Below are 23,744 nucleotides of genomic sequence, written 5' to 3'. Positions count from 1 at the left end.
GTTTTCTTTTGTGCCAACCGGGAGTAAGACAATGCAGTCAAGCCCTTACCAGCGCGGTCTACTCATGGTGGTCTTGGGCGTGGTGTTTCTCAGCTTCGACGGTTTGCTTATACGCCTTGCGCGCACCGACGGTTGGACCATCGTGTTCTGGCGCGGTTTATTGATGTTCTGCGTGCTGGGGCTTTTATGCTGGGCAGGCAAGCGGCTGGCGACGCTGAGCAGCAACCCGTTCTCCTCACTGGCCTCGGCGCTGCTGCTGGGTCTGATATCCAGCCTGTTTGTTCTGGCAGTCATGAACGCCAACGTGGCCAATGTGGTGGTAATCCTAAGTACAGCGCCGCTGTTTGCCGCGCTGTTTTCACGGATTTTCCTGGGTGAAAAAGTCGCGCTGCGAACGCTGGTGGCCATTGCTGTCTGCATGCTGGGCATGGGTTTGGTGTTCATAGGCGAGGGGGCTATCGGGATGCTGGTAGGTAATCTTTATGCCTTGGCGGCCTCGGCAGCTATCGGCGGCAACCTGACCCTGCTGCGCCGCTATCCAGCGATTGATCCTATGACGGTGATTGCCGGTGGTGGGTTGCTCTCGGCGGCGGTTGCCCTGCCCATGGCCTCGCCGCTGGAGCTGGATGCCCAGCGCTATGGCGTACTGGCGCTGATGGGGCTGGTGCAGATGCCCTTGGCCACGGTGCTGATCAACAGCGCCACCCGCTATCTGTCGTCTACTGAGGTGGCGCTGTTTTATCTGGTCGAAACCGCATTGGGCACACTGTGGGTGTGGTGGTTATTAGCTGAGACACCTACGACTTCGACGCTACTCGGCGGTGGTGTGGTGATCCTGGTGCTGGTAGTGCATGCCTGGATAGGCTTGCGTCTGGAAAGGCAGCGTCTGCAGCTTTATCCGGGTTTTATCGGCCAATAGAAAAGCCCGCCTGAAAAAGGCGGGCTTGAGTGATGGTTAGCGGCGTGATGCACAGGCTGGGTCAGCGCAGCACATCCTCTTCCTTCAGCAGCTTGTAGATCGCCTCGGCGCCCTGTTCGGGGGTAACGTCGGTGAGCACCTGCCCGCCCTTGCCCTCGGCTTTGGAGGCTGCCGCCTTGAAGCGATCCCTGGCTGACGCAGCTTTAACGATTTTCAGACGCTTAGGCCGTTTACGTGCAGGGGCCAGATGCCACTGGGCTAGTTCGCTGTCGGCTTCAGGGGTAGTGGTCGTAATCGCAAAGGTGGCTCGACGCGCCGGGCCGAAGGCGCTCTGACGCGCCGCCGGCGCCGCTTCGTCCACGCTGATGATGGCGGGTAGGCGCACCTTGAGACGACGACGCTGACCCCGGGGCAACGCCTGAAGCAGCGTAACCACGCCATTTTCCACCTTCTCTACCGACGCCAAGCTATTAACCAATGGCCAGCCGAGATGTTCTGCCAACGCATAGGGCAAAAGCCCAGAGCCTTCACCGCGCTCTGCCCGGGCGCCGGTGATCACTAGCTGGGGCGAGGTAGCGGCTAAATGTTCCACCAGGGGCTGAATGGCATCACTGCCTTCAGGCTGCTCTAGCAGAGTCATGGACTCAAGCCCCATGCCGCCGCCTGTGGCCATACCCAAGTAGCCGCGCAGGGCTGCCTCGCTGTCAACATCCTGTGAACCAGCATGCAGTACGCTAATCCGAGTGCCCGGCAGTTCGGCTTCCATGGCCAGCGCAAGCTCCAGGCCCCGGGAATCCTGCTCTGCGCGCCTCGCGCGGCCGGTGGCAGGGTGACGGCCGATGGAGACCAGCACCGCCACGTCGATTCCCTCTTGTTGCTGCTTCTGGTGTAAATCAGGCTGCATCGCGCTGCCCTCCCCGCTGCTTTTCCACCATGGCCACTAGCGCGGCCAGAATTTGTGTGCTGTCGCCAATCACCGCCAGGTCGGCGCGCTTGATGATGTCGCACCCCGGATCGAGATTGATTGCCACTACCTTGTCGCAGCGCTGAATGCCCTGCAGGTGCTGGATAGCGCCTGAAATACCCACCGCCATATAGACTCGGGCGGTTACCCAGGTGCCGGTGGCGCCCACCTGACGATCGCGTGCCATAAAGCCGTCGTCTACCGCGACACGCGAGGCTCCTTCGGTAGCGCCGAGGACTTTCGCGGCATGGTGGAAGGCGTCCCACTGCTTGACGCCGTTGCCACCGGAGAGGATGAACTCAGCCTCGGCCAGCGCCACGCCGGCGGGATCAACCGCCACCTGCCCCAGGTCTTCAATGCGCGATAGAGTGGTGGGAATTGACGCTATCAGGGTCAGGTGCTCGGCCGCATGCCGGGTCTCGTCCACCGGTTCGGCGCACTCGGCCAGCGCCAGTGCAACCCGCGGCAGAGGGCGCTGGATATCCAGGCTCCCAGCGGCGCCACGGGCAGTACAGCGCCAACCCAAAGAGGCCTCATTATCAGCTTCCACCTGCCACACCCCAGTGGCAGCGCGTTCACCCAGGTGTAATGCAAGCCGCCGCCCCAAATCGGCTCCGCCCAGGGGCGAGTCTGGCAACAGCCAGAAGCGCGGCGTCATCTCCCGCTCGACGGCGCTTAAAGCAGCCAGACGCGCTTCAGGCGCAAACCCTGTGTAAAGCTCATCATCAAGATGCACGACGCGATCGATCCCGGCTTCGCCCAGCGCCTGCTCCTTAAGCTCGCCGCCCCCCTCGCCCTTATGCTCACCAAACAGGATCGCCACCACGGCGCCGGGCTGTTCGGCGTCGGCATCCGCCACACGCCGGGCCAAGCCCAGCAGATCCTTGTCATGTCCGGAGAGGCGCCCGCCGGTCAGGTCGGGCACCACGGCCACTAGGAAGGAGGGCTGATCAATGGTCACCGTGCGGCGGCTATCGCGCGCCGCCGTGGTGGTCGCGGAGGCCTGCCCCCCTTGCTGGAGGCCACTACGATCAATCCGTTTGACGCCATTAGGGCCGATAAAGCCGATGGCACGAGGATTCTTGCGCACCACACCGTTGGGGCCCATCCATTCGCTGACCGCTCCGCCGCGCCTGTTTACACCCAGGGCAGCCAGCACCGCGGCGTTGTCGGGGTGCAGACGGTTTCGTGCGATCCACTCACGACGTGGGTCGCGGCGAATAATCTCACTCATACGATCACCTCTTCAGCAGTCGTCGATGCAGTGGTTCGGCGGGATGCGCCGGACACATCGTCAGCGGAACGCTCAACCAGCGCATCGGCCACCAGTTCGGCGATATCGCGCACTTCGGCGCTGGCATCCACCACGCCTTCCAGCATGGCGGTACACTGCGGGCAGCCCACCGCCACCAGCTCGGCACCGCTCTCCTTGACATCGTTCATGCGCATATCGGGAATCCGCCGTTCACCGGGAATATCGGTAATCGGTGCCCCGCCACCGCCGCCGCAGCAGCGCGAGCGGAAGCCGGAGCGTTCCATCTCCTTGACCTCGATGCCCAGCGCCTTAAGCACGTTACGTGGTGCCTCGTATTCACCGTTATAGCGCCCCAGGTAACACGGGTCGTGATAGGTGACGCTGCCGCCTTTCCAGGGTGCGAACGCCAGTCGACCGGCCTCATACAGCTCGGCAATGAAGGTACTGTGGTGACGTACCTCATAATGTCCCCCTAGCTCACCGTACTCATTGCCCAGCACATGAAAGCTGTGGGGATCGCAGGAAACAATCTGCAAGAAGCGATACTGAGCCAGGGTGGCAATATTGCGCTTCGCCAGGGATTGGAACGTCGCCTCATCGCCTAGACGCCGGGCCACGTCGCCGCTATCGCGCTCTTCGGCACCCAACACCGCGAAATCGACTTCAGCAGCGCGCAGCACTTTGACCAGTGCACGCAAGGTGTGCTGGTTGCGCATATCAAAGGCGCCATCCCCTAGCCACAACAGCACATCGACCTGCTTAAGATCTGCCATGAGCGGTAGGTTAAGATCCGCCGCCCAGTTGAGCCGCGAGCCAGGATCGAAACCGCCGGGATTGTCGGTGGCGATCAAATTGTCGAGCACCTCGGCGCCTTTGTTGGGCGTTTTGCCCCGTTCCAGGGTCAGGTGGCGGCGCATATCGACAATCGCATCCACGTGCTCGATCATCATCGGACACTCTTCCACGCAGGCGCGGCAGGTCGTACACGACCAGAGCGTATCGGCGTCGACCAACGCTTTTCCTTCCAGCGCCACGATGGGCCCATGGGGAGACCCTGCGTGTTCACCTACCGGCTTGCCAGGGTAGGGGGAACCGGCATAGGCGGCATCACTGCCCCCCGCCATACCCACCACCATGTCCTGGATCAGCTTCTTGGGGTTCAGCGGCTGACCGGCGGCAAAGGCAGGGCACACCGCCTCGCAGCGACCGCACTGCACGCAAGCGTCGAAGCCCAGCAGTTGGTTCCAGGTAAAGTCGGTCGGCTTTTCCACCCCCAGAGGCGTCGCTTCATCCTCAAGGTTGAGTGCCTTGAGACCCGTTGAACGACCAGCGCCGCCTTTTTTCGTGGAGAAGCGCTCGGCGCGACGGTGGAAGGCCAGATGCAGGGCACCGGCGAAGGCGTGCTTCATGGGCCCGCCCCAGGTCATGCCGAAAAACATTTCCCCCAGGCCCCAGGCCACGACGCCCGCTAATACCAGCGCCAGCAGCCAGCTACTGCCCCCTTCAAGCAAACCTTCAGGCAGCAGACCTACCGTGGGCAGCGTGATCAGGAAGACGCCTATCGAGAACGCCATCAGACTCTTGGGCAGACGCATCCAGGGGCCCTTGGAGAGCCGAGCTGGAGGGTTAAGCCGCCGCCGCGCCACGAAGAGGCTACCGACGAACATGGAGGAGCTCGCCAGTAGCAGTAATCCGCCTAACAATAGGTTGGCGATACCCAGACCGTGCACCAGGATCATCAGCACGGCAGCGGCCACGAAGCCACCGGCGGTGGCCACATGGGTGTTGGAGATCATTTTGTCACGCCCCACTACATGGTGCAGATCCACCAAATAGCGGCGCGGCAGGGCAACCAATCCCTTGAGCAGGTTCACCCGCGAGGGGCGCCCCTGACGCCACAGGCGTATACGGCGTACAGCGCCGATTACTGCCAGGGCCAGGGCAGTAAAAATCAGTATCGGCAAGAGCGTATTGAGCATGGTACTCACCTCCTAAGCCGTCAGAAGTCCTTGCAGATTCGCAGGGCGTCGTAAATGGCCGCATGGGCGTTACGCGGTGCCGTGCAGTCGCCCAGGCGGAACAGCAGGAAGCCATCTCCTTCCTCGCCTCTCTCATCCACTCTCTCTTCAATCAGGCAAGGCTGCGGCTTGATGGCATAGAGTGCCTCCAGGTCGACCTGCCCTTTGTTGCGGGACTGCTCCTTCAGGGCGTAGTAGAGCGCTTCGTCAGGGCGTACGCCGTTCTCGACCACTACCTGATCCACCACGCGCTCTTCCAAAGCACCGGTGTACTCATTTTCGAGCACCGCCACCAGGCCGTCGCCCTCGCGGTAAACCTTATGCAGCATCAGGTCGGAGGACATGATCACCTCCTTCTCGTAGAGGCTGCGGTAGTAGGTGGGGAAGGTGGTACCGCCCACCGCCGCGCCGGGTTTAATATCGTCGGTGACGATCTCCACCTTGGCGCCCTTGTCGGCGAGAAAATCCGCCGCCGAGACGCCGGAGAATTCGCAGATGGCGTCATAAATCAGCACGTTTTTACCTGGCGCCACTTTGCCTGAGAGAATATCCCAGGTGCTGACTACCAAGCTCTCCTCGGCATTCTCCGAGTAACCCCACTCGGGGTGCTGGCTAAGGAAGGGCTGGCCACCGGTGGCGAGCACCACGATATCCGGGCGCAGATCGAGCAGCGTCGCCTCATCGGCGCGGGTGCCCAGACGCAGGTCGATTTTTAGCCGCGCCAGCTCCAGTTGAAACCAGCGGGTGATACCGGCGATCTGATCGCGCTGGGGTGCCTGGGCGGCAATTGTGATCTGCCCGCCCAAGGCGTCAGCGGCCTCAAACAGAGTGACATCGTGACCGCGCTCAGCGGCTACCCGCGCTGCCTCCATACCGCCGGGGCCGCCGCCTACCACGACAACTTTGCGTTTGGCGCCCTCAGTTTTCTCAATGATGTGGGGCAGGCCCATGTATTCCCGCGAGGTTGCGGCGTTTTGAATGCACAGTACGTCCAGGCCCTGGTACTGGCGGTCGATGCAGTAGTTAGCGCCCACACACTGTTTGATCTGATCGATCTGGCCCATCTTGATCTTGGCGATCAGGTGAGGGTCGGCAATATGTGCCCGTGTCATACCCACCAGGTCTACGTAGCCCCCTTCGAGGATACGCTGGGCCTGATTGGGATCCTTAATGTTCTGGGCGTGGATCACCGGCACGTTCACCACTTCCTTGATCCCCGCCGCCAGGTGTAGGAAAGGCTCCGGCGGATAGGACATATTAGGGATAACGTTGGCGAGGGTGTTGTGAGTGTCGCAGCCAGAACCGATAACGCCGAAGAAATCCACCATACCGGTGGCATCGTAGTAGGCGGCGATCTGCTTCATATCGTCGTGAGAAAGACCATCCGGGTGGAACTCGTCGCCACAGATACGCATACCCACAACGAAGTCGTCACCCACTTCAGCACGTACCGCTTGCAGCACTTCCATGCCGAAGCGCATACGGTTCTCGAAGCTACCGCCCCACTCGTCCTCACGCTTGTTGACCCGTGGGCTCCAGAACTGATCGATCAAATGCTGGTGCACGGCAGAAAGCTCAACACCGTCGAGGCCACCTTCCTTTGCCCGGCGCGCGGCCTGGGCAAAGTCGCCGACAATACGCCAGATCTCCTCTTCCTCAATGGTCTTACAGGTAGAGCGGTGCACCGGCTCACGGATACCGGAGGGTGATACCAGGGTCGACCAGTCGAAACCGTCCCAGCGGGAGCGACGCCCCATATGGGTAATCTGGATCATGATCTTGCCGCCATGCTTATGCACGGCCTCGGCCAAATTCTGGAAGTACGGAATAATGCGATCGGTGGAAAGGTTTACCGAGCTCCACCAACCCTGAGGGCTATCGATGGACACCACCGATGAGCCACCGCAAATACATAGACCACAACCACCTTTGGCCTTCTCCTCGTAGTACCTGACGTAACGCTCTGTGGTCATACCGCCGTCGGTGGCATGCACCTCAGCGTGAGCGGTACTGACCACACGGTTGCGGATAGTCAGCTTGCCGATGTCGATCGGCTCGAAAATTGCGTCGAATGCCATGGTTATCTCTCCTCGTACCCCAGTTAGCGGGCAGCGTCGGTCAGCGGCTGGACGACGAAGATGCCTACATCACAGCCAGGTTCGGCTGCACTCTGCGTCTGCTCAGCAACGGTACGCAGTGAGCTTCCGCGGGCAGCGAGGATTTGATCCATGGCACCGGCGAACCAACCGTTGAACATGTACTCTTCCTTGTTCCCGGTCTTGCCAAGCTGGTAAACAAAAGCGCTGTGTTCAAGACGTACTTGAGCAGTACCCGAGTCGAGATCGATCTGCTCAGTAATGAATAGCCCCCAACCGCGCTGGGAAAGGCGCGTCATGTAGTGTTCAAATACCGCCTCTCCGCTAATGCCGTGTAGTTCGGCCTCTTTCTCACACCAGTGCCAGGCACTCTTGTAACCTGCGTGATAAAGAATTTCGGCATACTTCTCCGCACCTAGCGCCTCTTCTACGGCTACGTGGTTATTGATAAAGAAGTGCCGCGGCACATAGAGCATAGGCAGAGCATCAGTCGTCCAGACGCCTGTTTCGCTATCCACGTCGATGGGCAGTGCGGGGGCCAGTTTGGTCACGGTTGTTATCCTCTACATCATTATTCTTGGCTAAGGAGCGGGGGGTATCCCGCCCTATCAATCTTATGGAACAGGCGCTTAGGCGCCCCACACGTCCTTTAGCACGCGCACCCAGTTCTCTCCCATGATCTTGCGCACCTGGACCTCACTTAAACCGCGCTTGAGAAGTGCCTCGGTGAGATTGGGGAACTCGCCAATGGTGCGTATTCCTTTGGGATTGATGATCTTGCCAAAGTCAGTGAGGCGACGGGCGTAGCCTTTGTCGTGGGTCAACCACTCGAAAAACTCTTGACCATGCCCTTGGGTGAAATCGGTACCAATGCCGATAGCGTCCTCTCCGACGATATTCATGACGTATTCGATCGCCTCGCAGTAGTCTTCGATGGTTGAGTCGATGCCCTTTTTGAGGAACGGCGCAAACATGGTGACACCAACAAAACCGCCGTGGTCGGCAATGAACTTCAGCTCTTGATCAGATTTATTGCGCGGGTGCTCTTTGAGGCCGGAGGGCAGGCAGTGTGAGTAGCAGACTGGCTTTTTAGACTCAAGAATGACCTCTTCGGAGGTCTTGGCACCGACGTGAGAAAGGTCACACATGATGCCGACCCGGTTCATCTCGGCAACGATTTCGCGGCCGAAGCCAGACAGGCCGCCGTCACGCTCGTAGCAGCCGGTACCCACCAGATTCTGGGTGTTGTAGCACATCTGTACGATACCCACGCCCAGCTGCTTGAATATCTCAACGTAGCCAATTTGGTCTTCAAAGGCATGGGCATTCTGGAAGCCGAAGATGATGCCGGTTTTGCCCTCTTCTTTCGCGCGAGTGATGTCAGCGGTGGTGCGAACAGGGCGCACCAGGTCACTACACTCCGCCATCAACCGGTTGGACTTGACGATATTATCGACCGTGGCCTGGAACCCTTCCCACACTGAGACTGTGCAGTTGGCAGCGGTAAGACCGCCGCGACGCATGTCCTCAAGCAGCTCACGATTCCATTTGGCGATGATCAGGCCATCAATGACGATAGCGTCATTGTGCAGTTCAGAGGGGGTCATAGCTAAGCTCCAACATTGATTAATGTAGCGAGCATAGCGCTGACGTTGGGTTTAGCTGCTCTTGGAAACGACGGTGGAAATTCCAAAAGCGTCATTGTGTCGTGAACACGACAACTACCCGCGCACCATCTAACTTTTATAGCGGAGTTTTTACAGAAATGTGCATAAGCGTAAAGAGTCACGACCACTTAAAAAAACGTGCTGCCGAAGAGTGGCAGCACGTTTCAAATCTTGGTGACGCAGCGGGGTTTCAGTTCAATAGCTGTACGCTGGCAAAAGTAGGTTCACCCTGAGCACAGGCTAGCGCCTGTTGGGCGCTTGAAAGAGGCTCGCTTTTGTAAGGCTCGCCCCCCCAACGCTTGGTTAACAGTGGTGACTTACTGTTACCTCCCTGACGATCCAAGCCACCCAGGCGCTCACTTCTCGGTGGCACACCAAAGTATTCACGGTAGCACTTAGAAAAATGGGGCGTAGAGACAAAGCCGCATACGGAAGCGATTTCGATGATCGACAGCGGCGTTTGTTTGAGCAATTGACGAGCACGTACTAAGCGTAGCTTGAGGTAGTAACGAGACGGCGAGCAGAGCAGATAGCGCTGGAACAATCGCTCTAACTGGCGTCGTGAAACATCCACATAGCTTGCCAGTTCATCAAGCTCAATCGGTTCTTCAAGGTTGGATTCCATCAAGGCGACAATTTCCAATAGCTTGGGCTGGGTAGTACCCAACACGTGCTTAAGAGGAACTCGCTGCTGATCCTGCTCGTTACGTACACGTTCGTAGATAAACATCTCAGAGATGCCTGCCGAAAGCTCTCGACCATGGTCATGCGCAATCAGATTAAGCATCATATCGAGCGGCGCAGTGCCGCCAGAGGCGGTGAATCGATCACGATCAATAGAGAAAAGGTGCGGCGTCAGAATAACGCTGGGGAAAGCTTCCTGCATGGATGCCAGACACTCCCAGTGCACACTGGTTTCATAGTGATCCAGCAATCCCGCCTGCCCTAGTGCCCAACTGCCCGTACATACCGAGCCTAATCGTTTTAGCTGGCGTGACTGCGACTGAAGCCAACGAATGTGTTCACGGGTAACGCTGTGCTGCGGGCCTACCCCACCACAAACGACCACCCACTCAAGCGATAGCGGGGTCTGCATAGAGGCATCAGGTGTCACCTGCAATCCATCACTGGCGCGAACGGGAAGGCCATCCTGTGTCAGGGTATACCAGCGATACAGCTCGCGGCCGGCCAACTGATTAGCCATCCGCAAAGGGTCTATTGCCGATGCCAGAGAAATCAGTGTGAAATTATCTAACAGTAGAAAGCCAAGGGTTTGCGGTTCGCCCGCACGGTTGGTATTTGCTGCCGGGTCTTTTGCTTGATTTGATGTCATGGTTTTACCCTCCGTCACCTTTTAATCATCACTTTTTTTCTTATTAGTATGTAGGTGTCGCTGGCGTCTTTTAGTTTCCCTTTACTGGCGTGAATACTCACTAGTGCAGGGGTTGTATTGCTCTTTGGTCGTATATTGGCACGAATAGGGCGGATAGCGACAAAACTATTGCGCAAACTTGGCGCTCCGTCGCAAATGCAACACTGGAGGTCGCTTCAAAAGCGTCTGGTAAGTTAATCCGGTAATGTTTTACTGGCGTTACTGGATGAGGACATCACGCAGGCCCGTTATAAACATAACGATCACTGGTAGTCTCAATAACCAAATGCAGCACCTAACCTCTCAAACAGATTCCAGACTTGGTCAGCATCCATCTGCAGTCTCCAGAGATCGAAGACCGCCTTATACCTGACAATTGGGAGGGTGATTTCATCTTTGGTGCCAGCAACCGCTCTGCCGTCGGTACGTTGGTAGAGCGATCTATGCTCTGGTGATCCTGGCGAAAGTGGATGGCACCACAGCAGCGGCTGTCGGGTTCACCGCCTTACCATCCCAGAAGGTCATCGGCTTTAATCCAGCTGCTCCCGCCAGCGATCCCAATCTGGTGTAGGCCCAACCATTTCAAAGAGGTGATCCAGAAAAGCGCTTACCTTGCGGGTGTGCAGACGGCGCTGGGCGTAGAGCACGTGGATATCGCGCCTGCCTGGCACGACTTCACAACGCCATGCTTCGAGCAGGGGCAGCAGTGTGCCCGAGGCCAGCTCATCAGCGATCAGCCAGGTGGGAAACATCACCAGTCCCTGTCCCAATAGCGCGGCACGCACCAGACTCTCGGCATCGTTGCTATACAGGCTGCCGTCGACTTTGTAAGCAAAGGCTTGCGGCTGCTCAGCATGGTGGAAGTACCAGCGCTGACGGCCCATTTCGCCCTGGTAGAGCAGGCAATCGTGGCGCTCCAAATCATCCGGGGTGTTGGGCCTACCGCAACGCTGCAAATAAGCAGGGGCGGCGGCCACCACGTAGTTCATTGACGCTAGGCGGCGCGCGACCAGCGTGGAATCGGCCAGCTCGCCAACACGAAAGGTGATATCAATACCCTCGCGCACCGGGTCGGTCAGTTGATCGGTCAGCTTCAGTTCGGCTTTGATCGCCGGGTAGCGGCGCTGGAAGTGATGCAGAATCGGCACGATTTGGCGCTGGCCGAAAGCCACGGGGGCGTTGAGGCGCAGCACGCCGCTAGGCGCTGTATTGGGGGCCGTTAGCGCTTCTGTCGCCAGGTCTAGCCGTTCAAGTATCTCGCGAACTTCCTGATAGTAGCGCCAGCCCGCTTCGGTCAACGTCACGGCGCGGGTGTGGCGATAGAACAGCTGCTGGCCCAACGACTCTTCTAAAGAGGCAATCTGACGCGAGACAGAGGACACGGCGCGATGAAAATGGCGTGCGGTGGAGGTAAAACTTCCTGTCGCGGCGACGCGTTCAAAGATGCGTAGCGCATTGAGATCCATCACGTTGCTCCTAGCGCAATAAAGATTTGCGATTTTTCCAATTGTAGCAATGATCTTTGGCGACCAGACTGCTTTTCATCGGGCACAAAGCACATTTCCACTGCCCGTTCCGAAAATCTTGTCTGCAAAAAGGAGTTATTCATGCGCAAAGGCACCGCATTAGTCGTCGGCGCTACCGGTATTACCGGCGGCAACTTAGCAAGCTATCTCACCGCTAGCGGGTGGAGTGTCTATGGATTATCTCGTCGCCCCTCTGATCAAGCAGGGGTTATTCCCGTCGCTGCCGATCTGTTAGATCGCGAGGCCACCGCTGAAGCATTGGCAGGGCTACCCATCACCCACGTGTTTTATTGCACTTGGGTGCGGCGCGAAAATGAAAAGGCTAACGTCGAGGCCAACGGCGCGATGATGCACAACCTCCTCGACGCCCTGCAGAGCGCAAGCTTGGCGCATGTCTCGTTGGTGACCGGCACCAAGCAGTACCTGGGTGCCTTCGAAAACTACGGTAGCGGCAAGACCGAGACGCCGTTTCGTGAATCAGCGCCCCGCGTACCTGGCGAGAACTTTTACTACACCCTCGAAGACATCATGTTCGCGACGGCGGAGCGGGACGACTTCAGCTGGAACGTGCATCGTCCGCACACGGTCATCGGCTATGCCCGCGGTAACGCCATGAACATGGGCGTAACGTTGGCGGTTTACGCCTCTATCTGCAAAGCAACGGGCAAGCCGTTCACGTTCCCTGGCTCGCAGGTGCAGTGGAACGCCTTGACCGATCTAACTGATTCTCTCGTGTTGGCGCGGCAGATGGAGTGGGCAGCCACAACGCCAGGTGCTCACAATGAAGCCTTTAACACGGTCAATGGCGACGTGTTCCGCTGGCGTCGACTATGGCATGAAATTGGCGAATTCTTCGAGCTCGAAGTAGCGGACTGCCCGGAAACGCCGCAGCCGCTAGAAACGCAAATGGCCAACATTGCGCCTACCTGGGCCGAGATTGCCGAACAGAACGAGCTAGTGGAAGCCGATGTCAGCAAGCTAGCCTCCTGGTGGCACACCGATGCCGACCTGGGGCGCGAGCTTGAGTGCGTCAACGACGTCACCAAGTCCCGTGACTTCGGCTTTGATCACTTCCGCGAAACACGCGCAGCGTTTTTCGATCTGTTCGCCCGCCTACGCGCGGAGCGCATCATTCCTTAAGCAATTTCAGAAACGATGCCAGAAACAGTAGCTCCAACAGGGCGCCTAACCGCGCCCTGTTGCTGCTTTACCAGGTTCACGTAGCTTGAAACCCACTAGCAGTGAGTTTTATTTCCCTCCTTTTCCTTGAATCCACCGGCACATGCCTGCATATCATGGGGAACTATTGTTCATTTTTTGATGCCGAGTCTACCCATGCAGATTATTGATCCCCGCTCAGGTAAGCCGCTTACGGCGGATACCGGAAGTGCTGACGCTACCGCGCCTAACGCTGAACAGGCGGCGGTGCGCCCTGAAGATGTCATTATCGAGCTCAATGCTGGCAATATTCAGCAGGTGCTGGAAGCGTCCATGCAGGTGCCGGTGCTATTGGGCTGCTACTCGCCTTCCAACGCAGGCAGCAGCACTCTCCTCGCGGTGCTGGATAAGCTGGTGGTTGAGTACGCGGGCGCTTTCCTGCTCGGCAAGCTCGATATTGAAGCAAACCCCGAAATCGGCGGCCAACTGGGCGTGCGTTCAGTGCCCGATGTGAAGCTGATTAGCCAGGGCGGCTTGGTAGATGGATTCCAGGGTGCGCTGCCGGAGAAAGAGGTGCGCGAGTGGCTCAATCGCTACTTCCCAGCCCCCGGCGAAGCGCCACCCACACCTGAAGAGCAGGCGGAAGAAGCGCTTAAAGCCGGTGACACCGCCGCTGCCCGCGAGATATATCAAACCCTGATGGGCCAGTACCCCGAACACTACGCTTACCAAATAGCCTTCGCTAGGGTATTGGTGGCTGAAGGGCGCGGCAGCGAAGCCCGTGAAGTACTCGATAACCTGCCCCCCGAAGAGCGCGATGCGGCTCCCGCTCGTGGCGTACGCGCCAGCATTGAGTTTAGCGAGCAGGCACTCTCAGCCGAGGAGATTGCGGCACTGGGCGATCGCACCGATAGCGAAGCGCAGTACCAGCGCGCCCTGCGCCAAGTGGCTGACGGTCATTACGATGAAGGGCTAGAAGCGCTGCTGGCGCTGATGAAGCAGGATCGCGCCTATAACGATGACGCAGCGCGTAAAACGCTGCTGCAGGTGTTCGACGCCCTGGGCGCCGACCACCCGCTGACCGTTGCTTACCGCCGTAAACTCTTTGCGATGCTGTACTAGAGTCTTCTGAAGGCTTTCAATCCCGCTTCAGCAGGGAATCCATACGAGACAGCCCCGCTTCCAGTTGTGAAGCGGTGGTACCAAAGTTAAGCCGTACAAAGCCGGGGCAGCCAAAGGCAGCTCCGTCCGATAGCGCTACCCCCGCCTTTTTCAGCAGCGTCTTGCAGGGCGCATCACCTAACCCTGCCTCGCGCATATCCAGCCAGGCTAGATAGGTCGACTCCGGCGCGCTTAAGTGAACGCCCGGCCAAGTCGCCACGCGCGCTTGCAGCGTCGAGCGATGCTCACGCAATATGCTTAACAACTCCTGCCGCCACGGCTCGCCATGTCGATACGCTGCTTCCGCCGCGACCAAGCCGAGCACGTTGCCATCGGGCAGTAACCCTTTGGTAGCCGCCGCAAAGCGCTCACGCAGTGCGGGGTCGGGAATCACCGCGCAGGCGCTGGTTAAGCCCGCCAGGTTAAAGGTTTTCGACGGTGCCCACAGCGTAACGGTGCGCTTCGCTAATTGAGGAAATGCCGCGGCTAACGGGCGGTGCTGGGCGCCTTCGTCTAATAACAGGTCACAGTGCAGCTCATCGGAGACCACCCACAGGTCGTGACGCTCCACTAACTCAGCCAGCGCCGCGAGCTCTTCATGGCGCCACACTCGCCCCGTAGGGTTGTGGGGCTGGCACCACAGCAGCAAGCGCGTACGTGGCGTAATAGCGGCCTCCAAGGCGGCAATATCGAGTTGCCAAGGCTCATTGGGTGCTGAAGGCGCTGCCAGCATCGCCTGCTGGGGTAGTCGGCCGGTGCGCTTTGCAACCTCTAAAAATGGCGGGTAGATCGGCGCTACCGTCAATACACCGTCGCCTGGCTCGGTCAGCGCTAACGCAGCTAGATGCAAAGCTGGCACTACGCCCGGCAGCCACTGCTGCCACTCCGGCTGAATCGGCCAGTCGTAGTGATGGACGCTCCACTGGCATAGGGTTTCTGTTAACGTAGTGGGCACTTCGCCATAGCCATATACACCGTGGGCCACGCGCGCCTGCAGCGCATCAATGACCGCAGGCGGGGAGCGAAAATCCATATCGGCGACCCAAAGAGGCAATATGTCGTCGCCGTAGCGGTGCCATTTTTGCGATGCCCAGCCACCTTCTGGGTGGCGTCGCTCCACAGGCGTGGCAAAATCGTAGGCCATGAAAAATCTCACTCATTCAATAGGGGCTGTGCCAAGCATGCCGCAAGATGACTTTTATACCAAGATGCGGGCGGGGCTATCGGCGCTGTTGCGGCAATGGCGCTCGCTTGGGCAAGCGAATACGGATCAGCTAGCGCTCATTTTGGCCGAAACAGCACGGGTAGCTAAATTAGGCACACCCGACGCTACGCCCAGCGGCGAAACCCTGGAGCAGTGGAGCCAAGATGAGCTAGGTGAAATGCCGCTATGGGCGCCGCGCACTGCGGTCTTTCTGCTCAATCAAATGCCCGCTCGCCCTACCCCCGATAGCGACGCCGAAGCCTGCGCCTGGGCGTACTGCTGGCTGCGCAACCGCTCGTTTGATTCACTGCAAGCGGCGCAGGAGGCGCTCCCCGCGCACTTGAAAGCGCCCCTGCAAGATGCCCTTGAAGCCGCCTGGCGCGACCAACAAGGCCTGCGTTTGGTTTAATTAACGAGCTCGCACGCTGACAGTACCCAAACAATAACAGCAAGGAAAACGCCGCATGATTGAAGTCCCTCTCACTTGGCAGCTAGCGAAATTAGGGCTCTCGATCAGCATGGTGCTGGGGCTAGGCGCGGTTGCGGTGCGTGCTAGCCCGCGCATGGCGGGCCTGCTGGCGGGTTACCCTTTAGGCACGGCGTTGGCGCTATTTTTTATCGGCTTGGAAATTTCCCCTCAGTTTGCGACCCAAAGTGCGGTGCATACCCTGGCGGGCTTTACGGCCACAATGGCGCTAGGGGCCGGTTATTGGGTGGCAGGACGCCAGCCGGGCGTTAAAGGTGTCATTGGCGGCGTGGCGGGCGGCTTAGTCGCTTGGCTCGCCGTTAGCACGCTGCTCGCTCAGTTTAACTTCACGCGCCTGAGCGGCACGCTGGTGACGCTATGCGCCATTGCTCTGTTCAGCAGCTTATTTCGCAACATTGCTGATGTCAGGATACCCGCCAGCCGAACGTTTTCGTTACCGGCGCTTGCCGCCCGCGCCGCACTCGCCACCGTCATCATATTTACCATTACTAGCCTAGCCCACTGGCTGCCGCCCGCCTGGGCGGGAACGTTGGCCGCCTTTCCCGTCACGATGCTGCCTTTTTTGCTGATCCTACACCTGAACCATGGGGCAGCGCCGGTGGCCACGGTCATCAAGCACTACCCGATGGGACTTGGTTCGCTACTGAGTTATACGCTATGTGTCTCCTATACTTACAGCACGCTGGGGTTGCTATGGGGAACATTGGCTGGCTTTGCTGCTGCCACGCTATGGCTGATGGGGTGGATGCGACTCACTGCGTGGTATCAACGCCGCACCGCTTGACCAAGACCTCTTGACCAAGCGCTTGCTTGGGTTAATCCTAAACGTTGCCGTTGCGATTACCCCTACTAATAACCTGTTTTTTAATAACAAGGACAAGCCATGTTTACCCGTACCATTGAGCCCGCCTTTTACGATACCGACGCCTTAGGGCACATTAACAACACCCGCCTGCCGGCGTGGTTTGAGCTCGCCCGTAATGACTTGTTCAAACTCTTTACCCCTGATTTAAACCCCAAGCAGTGGCGCTTGATTATGGCGCGCATGGAAGTCGACTACCGGGCTGAACTGTTTTACGGTCACGATATCGAAATACGCACTTACTTAACGCGGTTAGGCAATAGCTCGTTTACAGTGACCCAAGAGGCGCGGCAGCACGGCAAGCTCACTAACCTGGGGCATACCGTTATGGTGCAGTATGACCACCAGGCCAAGTGCGCCATGCCCATAGAGGGTGACCTGCGCGAGGCGCTAACGTCGCACCTTCAAGACGCGCCTGAGCCCGCCTGATTGACGCTGCCCCGCGCTGCCGGGGCAACAGGAGCCTTATAATGGCAATCCGCTACAATCTCTGGATAGACCCTGATAACGTCGCCCAGCATCGTGCCGTGGAGGCAGACCTTGAGCGCTACTTCATCGAGCGCTTTGCCGACTATCCGCATATCCGCTTGTTTGGGGCCGACCCCTACGATTATGATGCCCCCTTCAATCGCCTTTACGACGTGCTAATGGCACGAGCCGCTGAATACTGTGAGCGGACGTGGTGCTATGTCGCGTCGCCTGAACAGCTCAATCGCTGCTTTTTCCGTGCCGTTGGCCGCTCTACTAAATTTGTTCAAGACGACCGTTCGTGAGAGACCAACCCAATGGTGATACGCACCAACCAAGCGCCTGACGAACGTCAGCTCGCCATTATTGCCCAGCAGCTTGGCCGCGCGCCGCGTGGTATCGAAGCGGTAGCCGCCACCGACGGTGAAGGCACACCGCTAGTACTGCGTATGGCGCCGATTGTCGACGGCAAACCCTTCCCCACCCTGTATTGGCTCTGTTCCGATGTGCTAAAAGTTGAGATTTCCCGCATCGAAGCCGTTGGGGTTATCAAAGCGCTCGAACAACGCTTGCAGGAAGAACCAGAATTTCTTGAGGCTTACCAACAGAGTCATCGCGACTATGTAACCGCCCGCTGGGACGCTATGAGCGATGCTCAGCGTGAAGAAGTCGCTACGCTGGGTTACACCAATGTGATGACCGAACGCGGCATTGGCGGCATTAGCAACTGGCACCAGATACGCTGCCTGCATACCCAGTACGCCCATCACCTTTGCGGTGACAATGTGATTGGGCAGTGGATGGATGAGCACTATCAGGTAGACCGCTGCTTACCCTAAGCCCCCTTTACCCTAAGCCTCGTAGTAATCTCGTTTTCTTTTTGGCTACGGTTTTAGTTACGTTCATTTTTTAACGACAGGGAATAAACGAATGGCTCGAATTTGCGTTTATCTTGGCTCCCGTGATGGTAACAGCCCTACCTTCCGCCAGGCGACCAATAAACTGGGACGCACGCTCGCTGAACGCGGCCACAAGCTGGTGTATGGCGGGGCACGCGTTGGCCTGATGGGCGAGCTGGCTAACGCAGCACTTGAGGCCGGTGGTGAAGTCATTGGTGTCATGCCCGACCACCTGGTGGAGCGCGAACAGGCCCACTTTGGCTTAAGCGAACTGATTCGGGTGCGCAATATGCACGAACGCAAAGCCACTATGGCGGCCAACGCCGACGCTTTTATTGCCTTACCCGGCGGGATAGGCACCTTAGAAGAGCTGTTTGAAATATGGACGTGGGGCTATCTAGGACTACATGAAAAACCGATGGGATTGCTTAACATCGACGAGTTCTATTCGCCGCTGCTGACTTTTTTAGACAGCACGGTCAACCATGGCTTTTTGGCGTCTCCCACCCGCGAAATGCTGCTTGACGCACCGTCACCTCATGAGTTGCTTGATGCGCTAGAAGCGCTGTTGTAGCGCTTTAGAGGGAAGCGTCACTAGCGTCCCGGGTGCTCGGTGAGCTTGCGGGTATGCTGATAGGTAAGCTGGAGTAAGCGGGCATCTTCACCTGCCCGGTGGCGGTGAATACCCTGTTCGGCGATCAACGCTTCTTTGGTATCGCTCCACAGCGCCTGCTGCTCTTCGCTAAGCAGAATCCTTAGCGCCTCAAGGCGAAAACGCGGCAGCATGCCCGCGTGATGGAAGAGCAGCGACAGCCAGGTGTTGTCGTATCCCCAACTATCGCTGTACGCCTTACCCAGCTCGCGCAGTTCATCGTTCAGCCAGTGGGCGACCTGGCGTACCGGATAGCCCTCCTGAATAAGGCGATCACGGGAGATGCCATGCAGCAGTTCAGCCTTGGGATCCCAGTGCGTCCACTCTTCCAGCGGTTGAATGAGAAAAGCACAGCAGCTTCCATCGGCACGGGCGATGCCTACTTCGATGGGGTAGCTGCCACGCCCAAATCCGGACGCTTCAATATCTAATACTGTGGGTAGCGTCTCGGACACAACCTTCCTCACTCAATCAAAACGCGGTAACGCTTCACGCAGCGGCCACGTTATTTAGTGTCGGCTGATCCGCCTGTCGCTGCCAGTAAGCCGCACGCTCGCCATCTACCGCCAAGCCTAATTCACCCAGGCGATAAGCGCGGGCAAGCCGCTCCGCAGCTAGGTAATGCCCAGACTGGGCGGCGCGGGCGTACCAGGTCACCGCGTAATCTTCACGGCGCGGGTACTGAGCACAGCCGTGCTCGTGGATTTGTGCCACCTGGTACTGTGACTTTACATCCCCGGCATGCGCAGCTTCCAGAACGTAACGCGCTCCGCGAGCCTTGTCTTGGGGCGTCTGACTGCGATGAAACAGCATATGGCCGTAAACGGAGAGCGCGTCAGGGTGACCCGCTTCCGCACAGCGCTTAAACAAGCGCATCGTTAAACGCTGGGTGCGCGGTGAACGCGGCAACAACCAGTGATTATGAAACAGCCGTTCAGCTAGGCGAAATTCTAGCCGAGTAAACAACGTTGATGCCTGCAGCATGGCAAACCACCCTGCCTGTCTGTTGGAACCTTGGGCTAGCAGTCACAAAAATAGCTGCCAACCACACGAGAAACCGGCCTTTAGCCGGTCGATGGGCTGGCAAGCATACGCCTGCCTTTGCGACGACTCAACCCCATTAATTTGCTGCTTGCAATGAGCCTCGCTAACATGCCATTCATACGCCGTTTACCAGCCTGGTAATGGCGGCTTATCTTGTGGCAATTCCGCCTTAGTAAGGAGATAAAAATGCAAACGCGCCCACTTGGCAGAACCGGCATGGAGGTAAGTCGACTCTGTTTAGGCACGATGACGTTTGGCGAGCAAAACAGCGAAGCTGAAGCCCACGAACAGCTTGATCGAGCCGTGGCGTTTGGCATCAATTTTATTGATACCGCAGAAATGTACCCCGTTCCGCCCATGGCCGAAACCCAGGGCTTAACGGAACGTTATATCGGCAGTTGGCTAAAACAGCGTGGTGCTCGTGATGATCTAATCATAGCCACCAAAGCAGCTGGCCCAGGGCTTGACCATATACGGGGTGGGCCGCGTCTTACTCGTAAGCATATTCATCAGGCCATCGACACAAGCCTGGAGCGCTTGAACACCGATTACGTTGACCTTTACCAACTGCACTGGCCCGATCGTCAAACCAATTTCTTTGGCAAGCTAGGCTACGTACATAGCGAAGACGAAGATGCGACGCCGTTAGAAGAAACGCTCTCGGCTCTTAAAGAGCTGGTTGATGCAGGCAAGGTACGAGCCATTGGGCTTTCTAATGAAACGCCCTGGGGCACCATGCGCTCACTGCAGCTTGCCGATAAGCTGGATTTACCGCGCGTGGCGTCTATTCAAAACCCCTACAACCTTCTTAACCGTTCCTTTGAAGTTGGCTTGGCGGAAATTGCCCACCGTGAAGATGTCGGCCTACTTGCCTATTCACCGCTAGGGTTTGGGGTCCTCTCAGGTAAATACCTGAACGGCGCGCAGCCACCCAAAGGTCGTTTGACGCTGTATGAGCGCTTCAAGCGTTACACTTCGCCCGAAGCCGAAGCGGCCACCCAGGCTTACGTTGCGCTTGCTGAAAAGCACGAGCTGGATCCTGCCCAGATGGCGCTGGCGTTTGTTAACTCGCGCAGCTTCTTGACCAGCAATATCATTGGTGCGACCACCATGGAGCAGTTGGAAAGCAATCTTGCCAGCGAGAGCCTCAAGCTGGACAACGAAGTGCTTGAGGCCATCGAAGATATTCACCGCCGCATGCCGAACCCCTGTCCGTAAAGACAGCTATTAAACAGCCCTTAAAAACAGTCGACTCTCACCAAGCTATCACCACTATAGCCTCGGCCTTCGCCGAGGCTTGGTATAATGAGCCCACTTATATCAAGCTTCCATTTACCAGAGTACGACCAGGAGCATGCGATGCTGAGCATTATCTCTCCCGCCAAAACGCTGGATTTTGAAACCCCACCGACCACTGAGCAAGTGTCACAGCCCGATTTTCTGAAACAGAGCAAAGCGCTTATCACTATTTTGCGGGACTACTCGCCGCAGCAAATCAGCGAACTCATGGGGATCAGCGATAAATTGGCGGGCCTGAATGCGGCGCGGTTTGAGGAGTGGCGCCCTCCTTTCACACTGAGCAATGCCAAACCCGCTGCACAGGCTTTTCAGGGCGACGTTTATACCGGCCTGCAAGCAGAAAACTTCAGCGAAGCGGAGAACCGTTACGCACAGACGCATCTGCGCATACTTTCTGGCCTATATGGCCTGCTACGGCCCCTGGATTTGATTCAGGCCTATCGCCTGGAGATGGGCACCAAGCTGCCTAACAGCGCCGGTAAGGATCTGTATGCCTACTGGAAGCCCATTCTGACGCCTGCACTCAACGAGGCCATTGCAGAAAGCGGCTCCAACGTGCTGGTGAATCTCGCCTCGAATGAGTACTTCAAAGCGGTAGATACCAAGCAACTCAATGCGCGGATCATTACGCCGGTGTTTAAAGATGAGAAAAACGACACCTTTAAAATCATCAGCTTCTATGCCAAAAAAGCACGCGGGCTGATGAGCGCCTGGATGATTCAGCAGCAGGTTAACGATCCAGATGAACTCAAGGCATTTGATGTTGCTGGCTATCGCTTCGATGCAGCGGCATCCCAAAGTGATACCTTCGTTTTCACTCGTAACGAAGCCGATCGCTAAAGCGAATGGCCGGACTGGTACAATCTAGAAAAAACGTACGGGGCGTGAAGAACGCGGCTTTAGAAATCGCTGGTGCGCCTCTTTAAACTGCGCTGTGTCGCAGCGGTGTAGCCACTCATAAGCCACCATGTCTGCCGTCACCGCCACAGCACCGCTTGCGCAGGCGCGCTCACGGGCAAGCGCAGCCTCTTGCGGGCGGCGACTGGCAGAGGCTTCGCTAAGCCAGTACAGCTCGTAGCCTGCCTCTAATAGCCCTAACCCTGTTTGCAGCACGCAGATATGCGCTTCTGTTCCACACAGAACAATCTGTGTTTTTCCTGATGCTTTTAATGCTGTTCCAAATTCAGCTTCTGCCATGATGCCGAAATGCTGCTTTTGCCAAAGGCGATAGTCGTTTAGAGCGGCCAGTAGCGATGGCGCGCTACCGCCTAATTTTTCGGGGTTTTGCTCTGTTAACCATACCGGTACCTCAAGTAAGCATGCCATCTCACCTAGCCAAGCAGCTTCGTTTACGGCGTCTTGACCACCATCGATCACAGGCAGTAGACCCGCCTGGAAATCGACCATTAACAGCAAACTTTTATCGCGTTGTAGTAGCACGTTGCCACCTCAGTTTTATCGTTATATAGGCTAACCATAATAGACGCGATACAAACAATAAAGCAGCCGCTTTTCAGCGACTGCTTCGACTAACTCAACAAACAAAGGCTCGGCCTAGTTTTCGGCCGCCTCTTCCATATCTTCGCCGAGCTCTTCCATGCTCTCCCCGGCATCTTCTGTAGCGTCATCAATATTTTCACCCGCTTCTTCTGCAGGGCCTTGATCATCACAAGCGACAAGACCACCTGCCATTAAAGCCATAAAAAGGGCGATGGCTAGCTTCTTGGCTAATTGCGTCGTCATACCGTTTCTCCTCCTGAGATTTTACTTCTGGGTACGTGCAACATAATACTAGATGCTGCTTGGCAACAATACCATATCTAATACGCAACTTATTGTTATAGATATATTTAAAACAACTGCTTTAATATTGCAAATAACGACAGCTTTGTCCTTGCGAACGTAGTGACGCAATCTCTGAGGTGGGCTGCCGCGAGCTTGAGATTGCTCCGTCGCAAGCTCCTCGCAATGACCATGCGCGGGCCATAGCCATTGGCTCTCCACGTGTCATCGCGAGCGAAGCGTGGCGATCTCGAGGTGGCTTGCCACCGCAGGACGAGATGGCCGCGTCGCTGCGCTCCTCGCCATGACATGACTTTTCTTCCACGCACACAAAAAACCCAGCCGGGTGGCTGGGTTTTCTGCGCTATAGGTGCCTGACGATGACCTACTCTCGCATGGGGAGACCCCACACTACCATCGGCGCTAAGCGGTTTCACTGCTGAGTTCGGCAAGGGATCAGGTGGTTCACGCGTGCTATGGTCGTCAGGCGTAACGGGTGGTATATCATGCTGACGAGCGAGCTTTCTATCGCTGCTTGCTCAATTGTGTGCGTCTCATCGTGCCGCCCTCGCTGTTGCCTGGGCCACACGCTGCGTATCCGGTGTTCATTGACGTCATCATCACGACCAGACCCCTTGGGTGTTATAGGGTCAAGCCTCACGGGCCATTAGTACACGTTAGCTCAACGCCTTGCAGCGCTTCCACACCGTGCCTATCAACCAGCTGGTCTCGCTGGGCCCTTCAGGAGGCTCTAGGCCTCAGGGATGTCTCATCTTGAAGGGGGCTTCCCGCTTAGATGCTTTCAGCGGTTATCCCGTCCGACCATAGCTACCCGGCAATGCCACTGGCGTGACAACCGGAACACCAGAGGGTCGTCCACTCCGGTCCTCTCGTACTAGGAGCAGCCCTTC

Annotated in this window: 24 protein-coding genes, 1 rRNA gene and 1 pseudogene; 12 read left to right on the top strand and 14 right to left on the bottom strand. The window is 57.5% G+C overall.

Going from position 1 to position 23,744, the window contains the following annotated elements:
- Nucleotides 1-31: 31 nt before the first annotated feature.
- Nucleotides 32-919, top strand: coding sequence for a DMT family transporter (locus QHL1GM_RS15005; protein ID WP_071695177.1), 888 nt, complete (start codon nt 32-34; stop codon nt 917-919).
- A 61-nt stretch (nt 920-980) separates the two neighbouring features.
- On the opposite strand, the gene QHL1GM_RS15000 is transcribed toward QHL1GM_RS15005, so the two are convergent.
- The 7 genes from QHL1GM_RS15000 to QHL1GM_RS14970 form a co-directional block, all read right to left on the bottom strand.
- Complete coding sequence (locus QHL1GM_RS15000) at nt 981-1,823, bottom strand: electron transfer flavoprotein subunit beta (RefSeq protein ID WP_071695176.1); 843 nt, start codon at nt 1,821-1,823, stop codon at nt 981-983.
- A complete protein-coding gene (locus tag QHL1GM_RS14995) occupies nt 1,813-3,117 on the bottom strand; it encodes an electron transfer flavoprotein subunit alpha/FixB family protein (protein ID WP_071695175.1) in 1,305 nt (434 codons plus the stop codon). The genes QHL1GM_RS15000 and QHL1GM_RS14995 overlap by 11 nt, the downstream gene beginning before the upstream one ends.
- Nucleotides 3,114-5,117 carry a (Fe-S)-binding protein gene (locus QHL1GM_RS14990; protein WP_071695174.1) on the bottom strand — a complete coding sequence of 668 codons (2,004 nt, stop codon included), beginning with the start codon at nt 5,115-5,117 and terminating at the stop codon, nt 3,114-3,116. Before QHL1GM_RS14990 ends, QHL1GM_RS14995 begins: the two co-directional genes overlap by 4 nt.
- 20 nt (nt 5,118-5,137) lie before the next feature.
- Nucleotides 5,138-7,234 (bottom strand): dimethylglycine demethylation protein DgcA, encoded by a 2,097-nt coding sequence (dgcA, locus tag QHL1GM_RS14985; protein WP_071695173.1) that lies wholly within the window; start codon nt 7,232-7,234, stop codon nt 5,138-5,140.
- 23 nt (nt 7,235-7,257) lie between these two features.
- Entirely contained in the window at nt 7,258-7,803 is a 546-nt protein-coding gene (locus QHL1GM_RS14980) for a DUF5943 domain-containing protein (protein WP_071695172.1), read from the bottom strand.
- Nucleotides 7,804-7,881: 78 nt separating this feature from the next.
- Nucleotides 7,882-8,859: a dipeptidase gene (locus QHL1GM_RS14975; RefSeq protein ID WP_071695171.1), complete on the bottom strand. Its 978-nt coding sequence runs from the start codon at nt 8,857-8,859 to the stop codon at nt 7,882-7,884.
- Between the two features lie 250 nt (nt 8,860-9,109).
- Nucleotides 9,110-10,252, bottom strand: a complete 1,143-nt coding sequence (locus QHL1GM_RS14970; protein WP_071695170.1) for a GlxA family transcriptional regulator — start codon at nt 10,250-10,252, stop codon at nt 9,110-9,112.
- A gap of 347 nt (nt 10,253-10,599) precedes the next feature.
- On the opposite strand from QHL1GM_RS14970, the pseudogene QHL1GM_RS19760 reads away from it, so the two are divergent.
- Nucleotides 10,600-10,796: pseudogene (locus tag QHL1GM_RS19760) on the top strand (IS30 family transposase); the annotation flags it as partial.
- A gap of 25 nt (nt 10,797-10,821) precedes the next feature.
- Here QHL1GM_RS19760 and QHL1GM_RS14965 read toward each other — a convergent pair.
- Nucleotides 10,822-11,757 carry a LysR family transcriptional regulator gene (locus QHL1GM_RS14965; protein WP_071695169.1) on the bottom strand — a complete coding sequence of 312 codons (936 nt, stop codon included), beginning with the start codon at nt 11,755-11,757 and terminating at the stop codon, nt 10,822-10,824.
- Nucleotides 11,758-11,898: 141 nt separating this feature from the next.
- Between QHL1GM_RS14965 and QHL1GM_RS14960 the strand changes: the two genes are divergently transcribed.
- Together QHL1GM_RS14960 and QHL1GM_RS14955 are read left to right on the top strand one after the other, a co-directional pair.
- Nucleotides 11,899-12,957 carry an SDR family oxidoreductase gene (locus tag QHL1GM_RS14960; protein WP_071695168.1) on the top strand — a complete coding sequence of 353 codons (1,059 nt, stop codon included), beginning with the start codon at nt 11,899-11,901 and terminating at the stop codon, nt 12,955-12,957.
- A 195-nt stretch (nt 12,958-13,152) separates the two neighbouring features.
- Nucleotides 13,153-14,097: a tetratricopeptide repeat protein gene (locus tag QHL1GM_RS14955; RefSeq protein WP_071695167.1), complete on the top strand. Its 945-nt coding sequence runs from the start codon at nt 13,153-13,155 to the stop codon at nt 14,095-14,097.
- Between the two features lie 16 nt (nt 14,098-14,113).
- Here QHL1GM_RS14955 and QHL1GM_RS14950 read toward each other — a convergent pair whose 3' ends face one another.
- Complete coding sequence (locus QHL1GM_RS14950) at nt 14,114-15,280, bottom strand: MalY/PatB family protein (protein ID WP_071695166.1); 1,167 nt, start codon at nt 15,278-15,280, stop codon at nt 14,114-14,116.
- A 37-nt stretch (nt 15,281-15,317) separates the two neighbouring features.
- On the opposite strand from QHL1GM_RS14950, the gene QHL1GM_RS14945 reads away from it, so the two are divergent.
- From QHL1GM_RS14945 to QHL1GM_RS14920, 6 genes are all read left to right on the top strand, one after another.
- On the top strand, nt 15,318-15,749 hold the full coding sequence (locus QHL1GM_RS14945; protein WP_071695165.1) for a hypothetical protein: 432 nt from the start codon (nt 15,318-15,320) through the stop codon (nt 15,747-15,749).
- Nucleotides 15,750-15,804: 55 nt separating this feature from the next.
- Nucleotides 15,805-16,611 (top strand): hypothetical protein, encoded by an 807-nt coding sequence (locus QHL1GM_RS14940; protein ID WP_071695164.1) that lies wholly within the window; start codon nt 15,805-15,807, stop codon nt 16,609-16,611.
- Nucleotides 16,612-16,710: 99 nt separating this feature from the next.
- Complete coding sequence (locus QHL1GM_RS14935) at nt 16,711-17,118, top strand: thioesterase family protein (RefSeq protein WP_035576454.1); 408 nt, start codon at nt 16,711-16,713, stop codon at nt 17,116-17,118.
- A gap of 41 nt (nt 17,119-17,159) precedes the next feature.
- Nucleotides 17,160-17,462 carry a hypothetical protein gene (locus QHL1GM_RS14930; RefSeq protein ID WP_007111787.1) on the top strand — a complete coding sequence of 101 codons (303 nt, stop codon included), beginning with the start codon at nt 17,160-17,162 and terminating at the stop codon, nt 17,460-17,462.
- Nucleotides 17,463-17,474: 12 nt separating this feature from the next.
- Entirely contained in the window at nt 17,475-17,996 is a 522-nt protein-coding gene (locus QHL1GM_RS14925; protein WP_071695163.1) for a DUF501 domain-containing protein, read from the top strand.
- A 91-nt stretch (nt 17,997-18,087) separates the two neighbouring features.
- Nucleotides 18,088-18,630 carry a TIGR00730 family Rossman fold protein gene (locus QHL1GM_RS14920; protein ID WP_071695162.1) on the top strand — a complete coding sequence of 181 codons (543 nt, stop codon included), beginning with the start codon at nt 18,088-18,090 and terminating at the stop codon, nt 18,628-18,630.
- 20 nt (nt 18,631-18,650) lie between these two features.
- Here QHL1GM_RS14920 and QHL1GM_RS14915 read toward each other — a convergent pair whose 3' ends face one another.
- On the bottom strand, nt 18,651-19,163 hold the full coding sequence (locus QHL1GM_RS14915; RefSeq protein ID WP_071695161.1) for a hypothetical protein: 513 nt from the start codon (nt 19,161-19,163) through the stop codon (nt 18,651-18,653).
- Nucleotides 19,164-19,197: 34 nt separating this feature from the next.
- Nucleotides 19,198-19,692, bottom strand: coding sequence for a tetratricopeptide repeat protein (locus tag QHL1GM_RS14910; RefSeq protein WP_071695160.1), 495 nt, complete (start codon nt 19,690-19,692; stop codon nt 19,198-19,200).
- A 246-nt stretch (nt 19,693-19,938) separates the two neighbouring features.
- On the opposite strand from QHL1GM_RS14910, the gene QHL1GM_RS14905 reads away from it, so the two are divergent.
- A complete protein-coding gene (locus QHL1GM_RS14905; RefSeq protein ID WP_071695159.1) occupies nt 19,939-20,970 on the top strand; it encodes an NADP(H)-dependent aldo-keto reductase in 1,032 nt (343 codons plus the stop codon).
- Between the two features lie 141 nt (nt 20,971-21,111).
- Entirely contained in the window at nt 21,112-21,891 is a 780-nt protein-coding gene (gene yaaA, locus QHL1GM_RS14900; RefSeq protein ID WP_071695158.1) for a peroxide stress protein YaaA, read from the top strand.
- Nucleotides 21,892-21,915: 24 nt separating this feature from the next.
- Here the strand turns inward: yaaA and QHL1GM_RS14895 are convergent, their stop codons facing one another.
- The 3 genes from QHL1GM_RS14895 to rrf form a co-directional block, all read right to left on the bottom strand.
- Entirely contained in the window at nt 21,916-22,491 is a 576-nt protein-coding gene (locus QHL1GM_RS14895; protein WP_071695157.1) for an isochorismatase family protein, read from the bottom strand.
- 114 nt (nt 22,492-22,605) lie between these two features.
- Nucleotides 22,606-22,794, bottom strand: a complete 189-nt coding sequence (locus QHL1GM_RS14890; RefSeq protein ID WP_071695156.1) for a hypothetical protein — start codon at nt 22,792-22,794, stop codon at nt 22,606-22,608.
- Between the two features lie 411 nt (nt 22,795-23,205).
- Nucleotides 23,206-23,321: ribosomal RNA gene (gene rrf, locus QHL1GM_RS14885) — 5S ribosomal RNA — on the bottom strand.
- Nucleotides 23,322-23,744: the final 423 nt, after the last annotated feature.

The sequence above is a fragment of the Halomonas sp. QHL1 genome (assembly GCF_001882345.1).
Taxonomy (GTDB): Bacteria; Pseudomonadota; Gammaproteobacteria; order Pseudomonadales; family Halomonadaceae; genus Vreelandella.
The sequence above is the reverse complement of the archived record's forward strand: the minus strand, read 5'-3'. Positions and strand labels throughout refer to the sequence as shown.

Excerpts from the sequence above, each read along its gene's own strand:
- QHL1GM_RS15005 (WP_071695177.1), top strand. The coding sequence starts at position 32 with ATGCAGTCAAGCCCTTACCAGCGCGGTCTACTCATGGTGGTCTTGGGC.
- QHL1GM_RS15000 (WP_071695176.1), bottom strand. The coding sequence starts at position 1,823 with ATGCAGCCTGATTTACACCAGAAGCAGCAACAAGAGGGAATCGACGTG.
- QHL1GM_RS14995 (WP_071695175.1), bottom strand. The coding sequence starts at position 3,117 with ATGAGTGAGATTATTCGCCGCGACCCACGTCGTGAGTGGATCGCACGA.
- QHL1GM_RS14990 (WP_071695174.1), bottom strand. The coding sequence starts at position 5,117 with ATGCTCAATACGCTCTTGCCGATACTGATTTTTACTGCCCTGGCCCTG.
- dgcA (WP_071695173.1), bottom strand. The coding sequence starts at position 7,234 with ATGGCATTCGACGCAATTTTCGAGCCGATCGACATCGGCAAGCTGACT.
- QHL1GM_RS14975 (WP_071695171.1), bottom strand. The coding sequence starts at position 8,859 with ATGACCCCCTCTGAACTGCACAATGACGCTATCGTCATTGATGGCCTG.
- QHL1GM_RS14970 (WP_071695170.1), bottom strand. The coding sequence starts at position 10,252 with ATGACATCAAATCAAGCAAAAGACCCGGCAGCAAATACCAACCGTGCG.
- QHL1GM_RS14965 (WP_071695169.1), bottom strand. The coding sequence starts at position 11,757 with ATGGATCTCAATGCGCTACGCATCTTTGAACGCGTCGCCGCGACAGGA.
- QHL1GM_RS14960 (WP_071695168.1), top strand. The coding sequence starts at position 11,899 with ATGCGCAAAGGCACCGCATTAGTCGTCGGCGCTACCGGTATTACCGGC.
- QHL1GM_RS14955 (WP_071695167.1), top strand. The coding sequence starts at position 13,153 with ATGCAGATTATTGATCCCCGCTCAGGTAAGCCGCTTACGGCGGATACC.
- QHL1GM_RS14950 (WP_071695166.1), bottom strand. The coding sequence starts at position 15,280 with ATGGCCTACGATTTTGCCACGCCTGTGGAGCGACGCCACCCAGAAGGT.
- QHL1GM_RS14945 (WP_071695165.1), top strand. The coding sequence starts at position 15,318 with ATGCCGCAAGATGACTTTTATACCAAGATGCGGGCGGGGCTATCGGCG.
- QHL1GM_RS14940 (WP_071695164.1), top strand. The coding sequence starts at position 15,805 with ATGATTGAAGTCCCTCTCACTTGGCAGCTAGCGAAATTAGGGCTCTCG.
- QHL1GM_RS14935 (WP_035576454.1), top strand. The coding sequence starts at position 16,711 with ATGTTTACCCGTACCATTGAGCCCGCCTTTTACGATACCGACGCCTTA.
- QHL1GM_RS14930 (WP_007111787.1), top strand. The coding sequence starts at position 17,160 with ATGGCAATCCGCTACAATCTCTGGATAGACCCTGATAACGTCGCCCAG.
- QHL1GM_RS14925 (WP_071695163.1), top strand. The coding sequence starts at position 17,475 with ATGGTGATACGCACCAACCAAGCGCCTGACGAACGTCAGCTCGCCATT.
- QHL1GM_RS14920 (WP_071695162.1), top strand. The coding sequence starts at position 18,088 with ATGGCTCGAATTTGCGTTTATCTTGGCTCCCGTGATGGTAACAGCCCT.
- QHL1GM_RS14910 (WP_071695160.1), bottom strand. The coding sequence starts at position 19,692 with ATGCTGCAGGCATCAACGTTGTTTACTCGGCTAGAATTTCGCCTAGCT.
- QHL1GM_RS14905 (WP_071695159.1), top strand. The coding sequence starts at position 19,939 with ATGCAAACGCGCCCACTTGGCAGAACCGGCATGGAGGTAAGTCGACTC.
- yaaA (WP_071695158.1), top strand. The coding sequence starts at position 21,112 with ATGCTGAGCATTATCTCTCCCGCCAAAACGCTGGATTTTGAAACCCCA.
- QHL1GM_RS14890 (WP_071695156.1), bottom strand. The coding sequence starts at position 22,794 with ATGACGACGCAATTAGCCAAGAAGCTAGCCATCGCCCTTTTTATGGCT.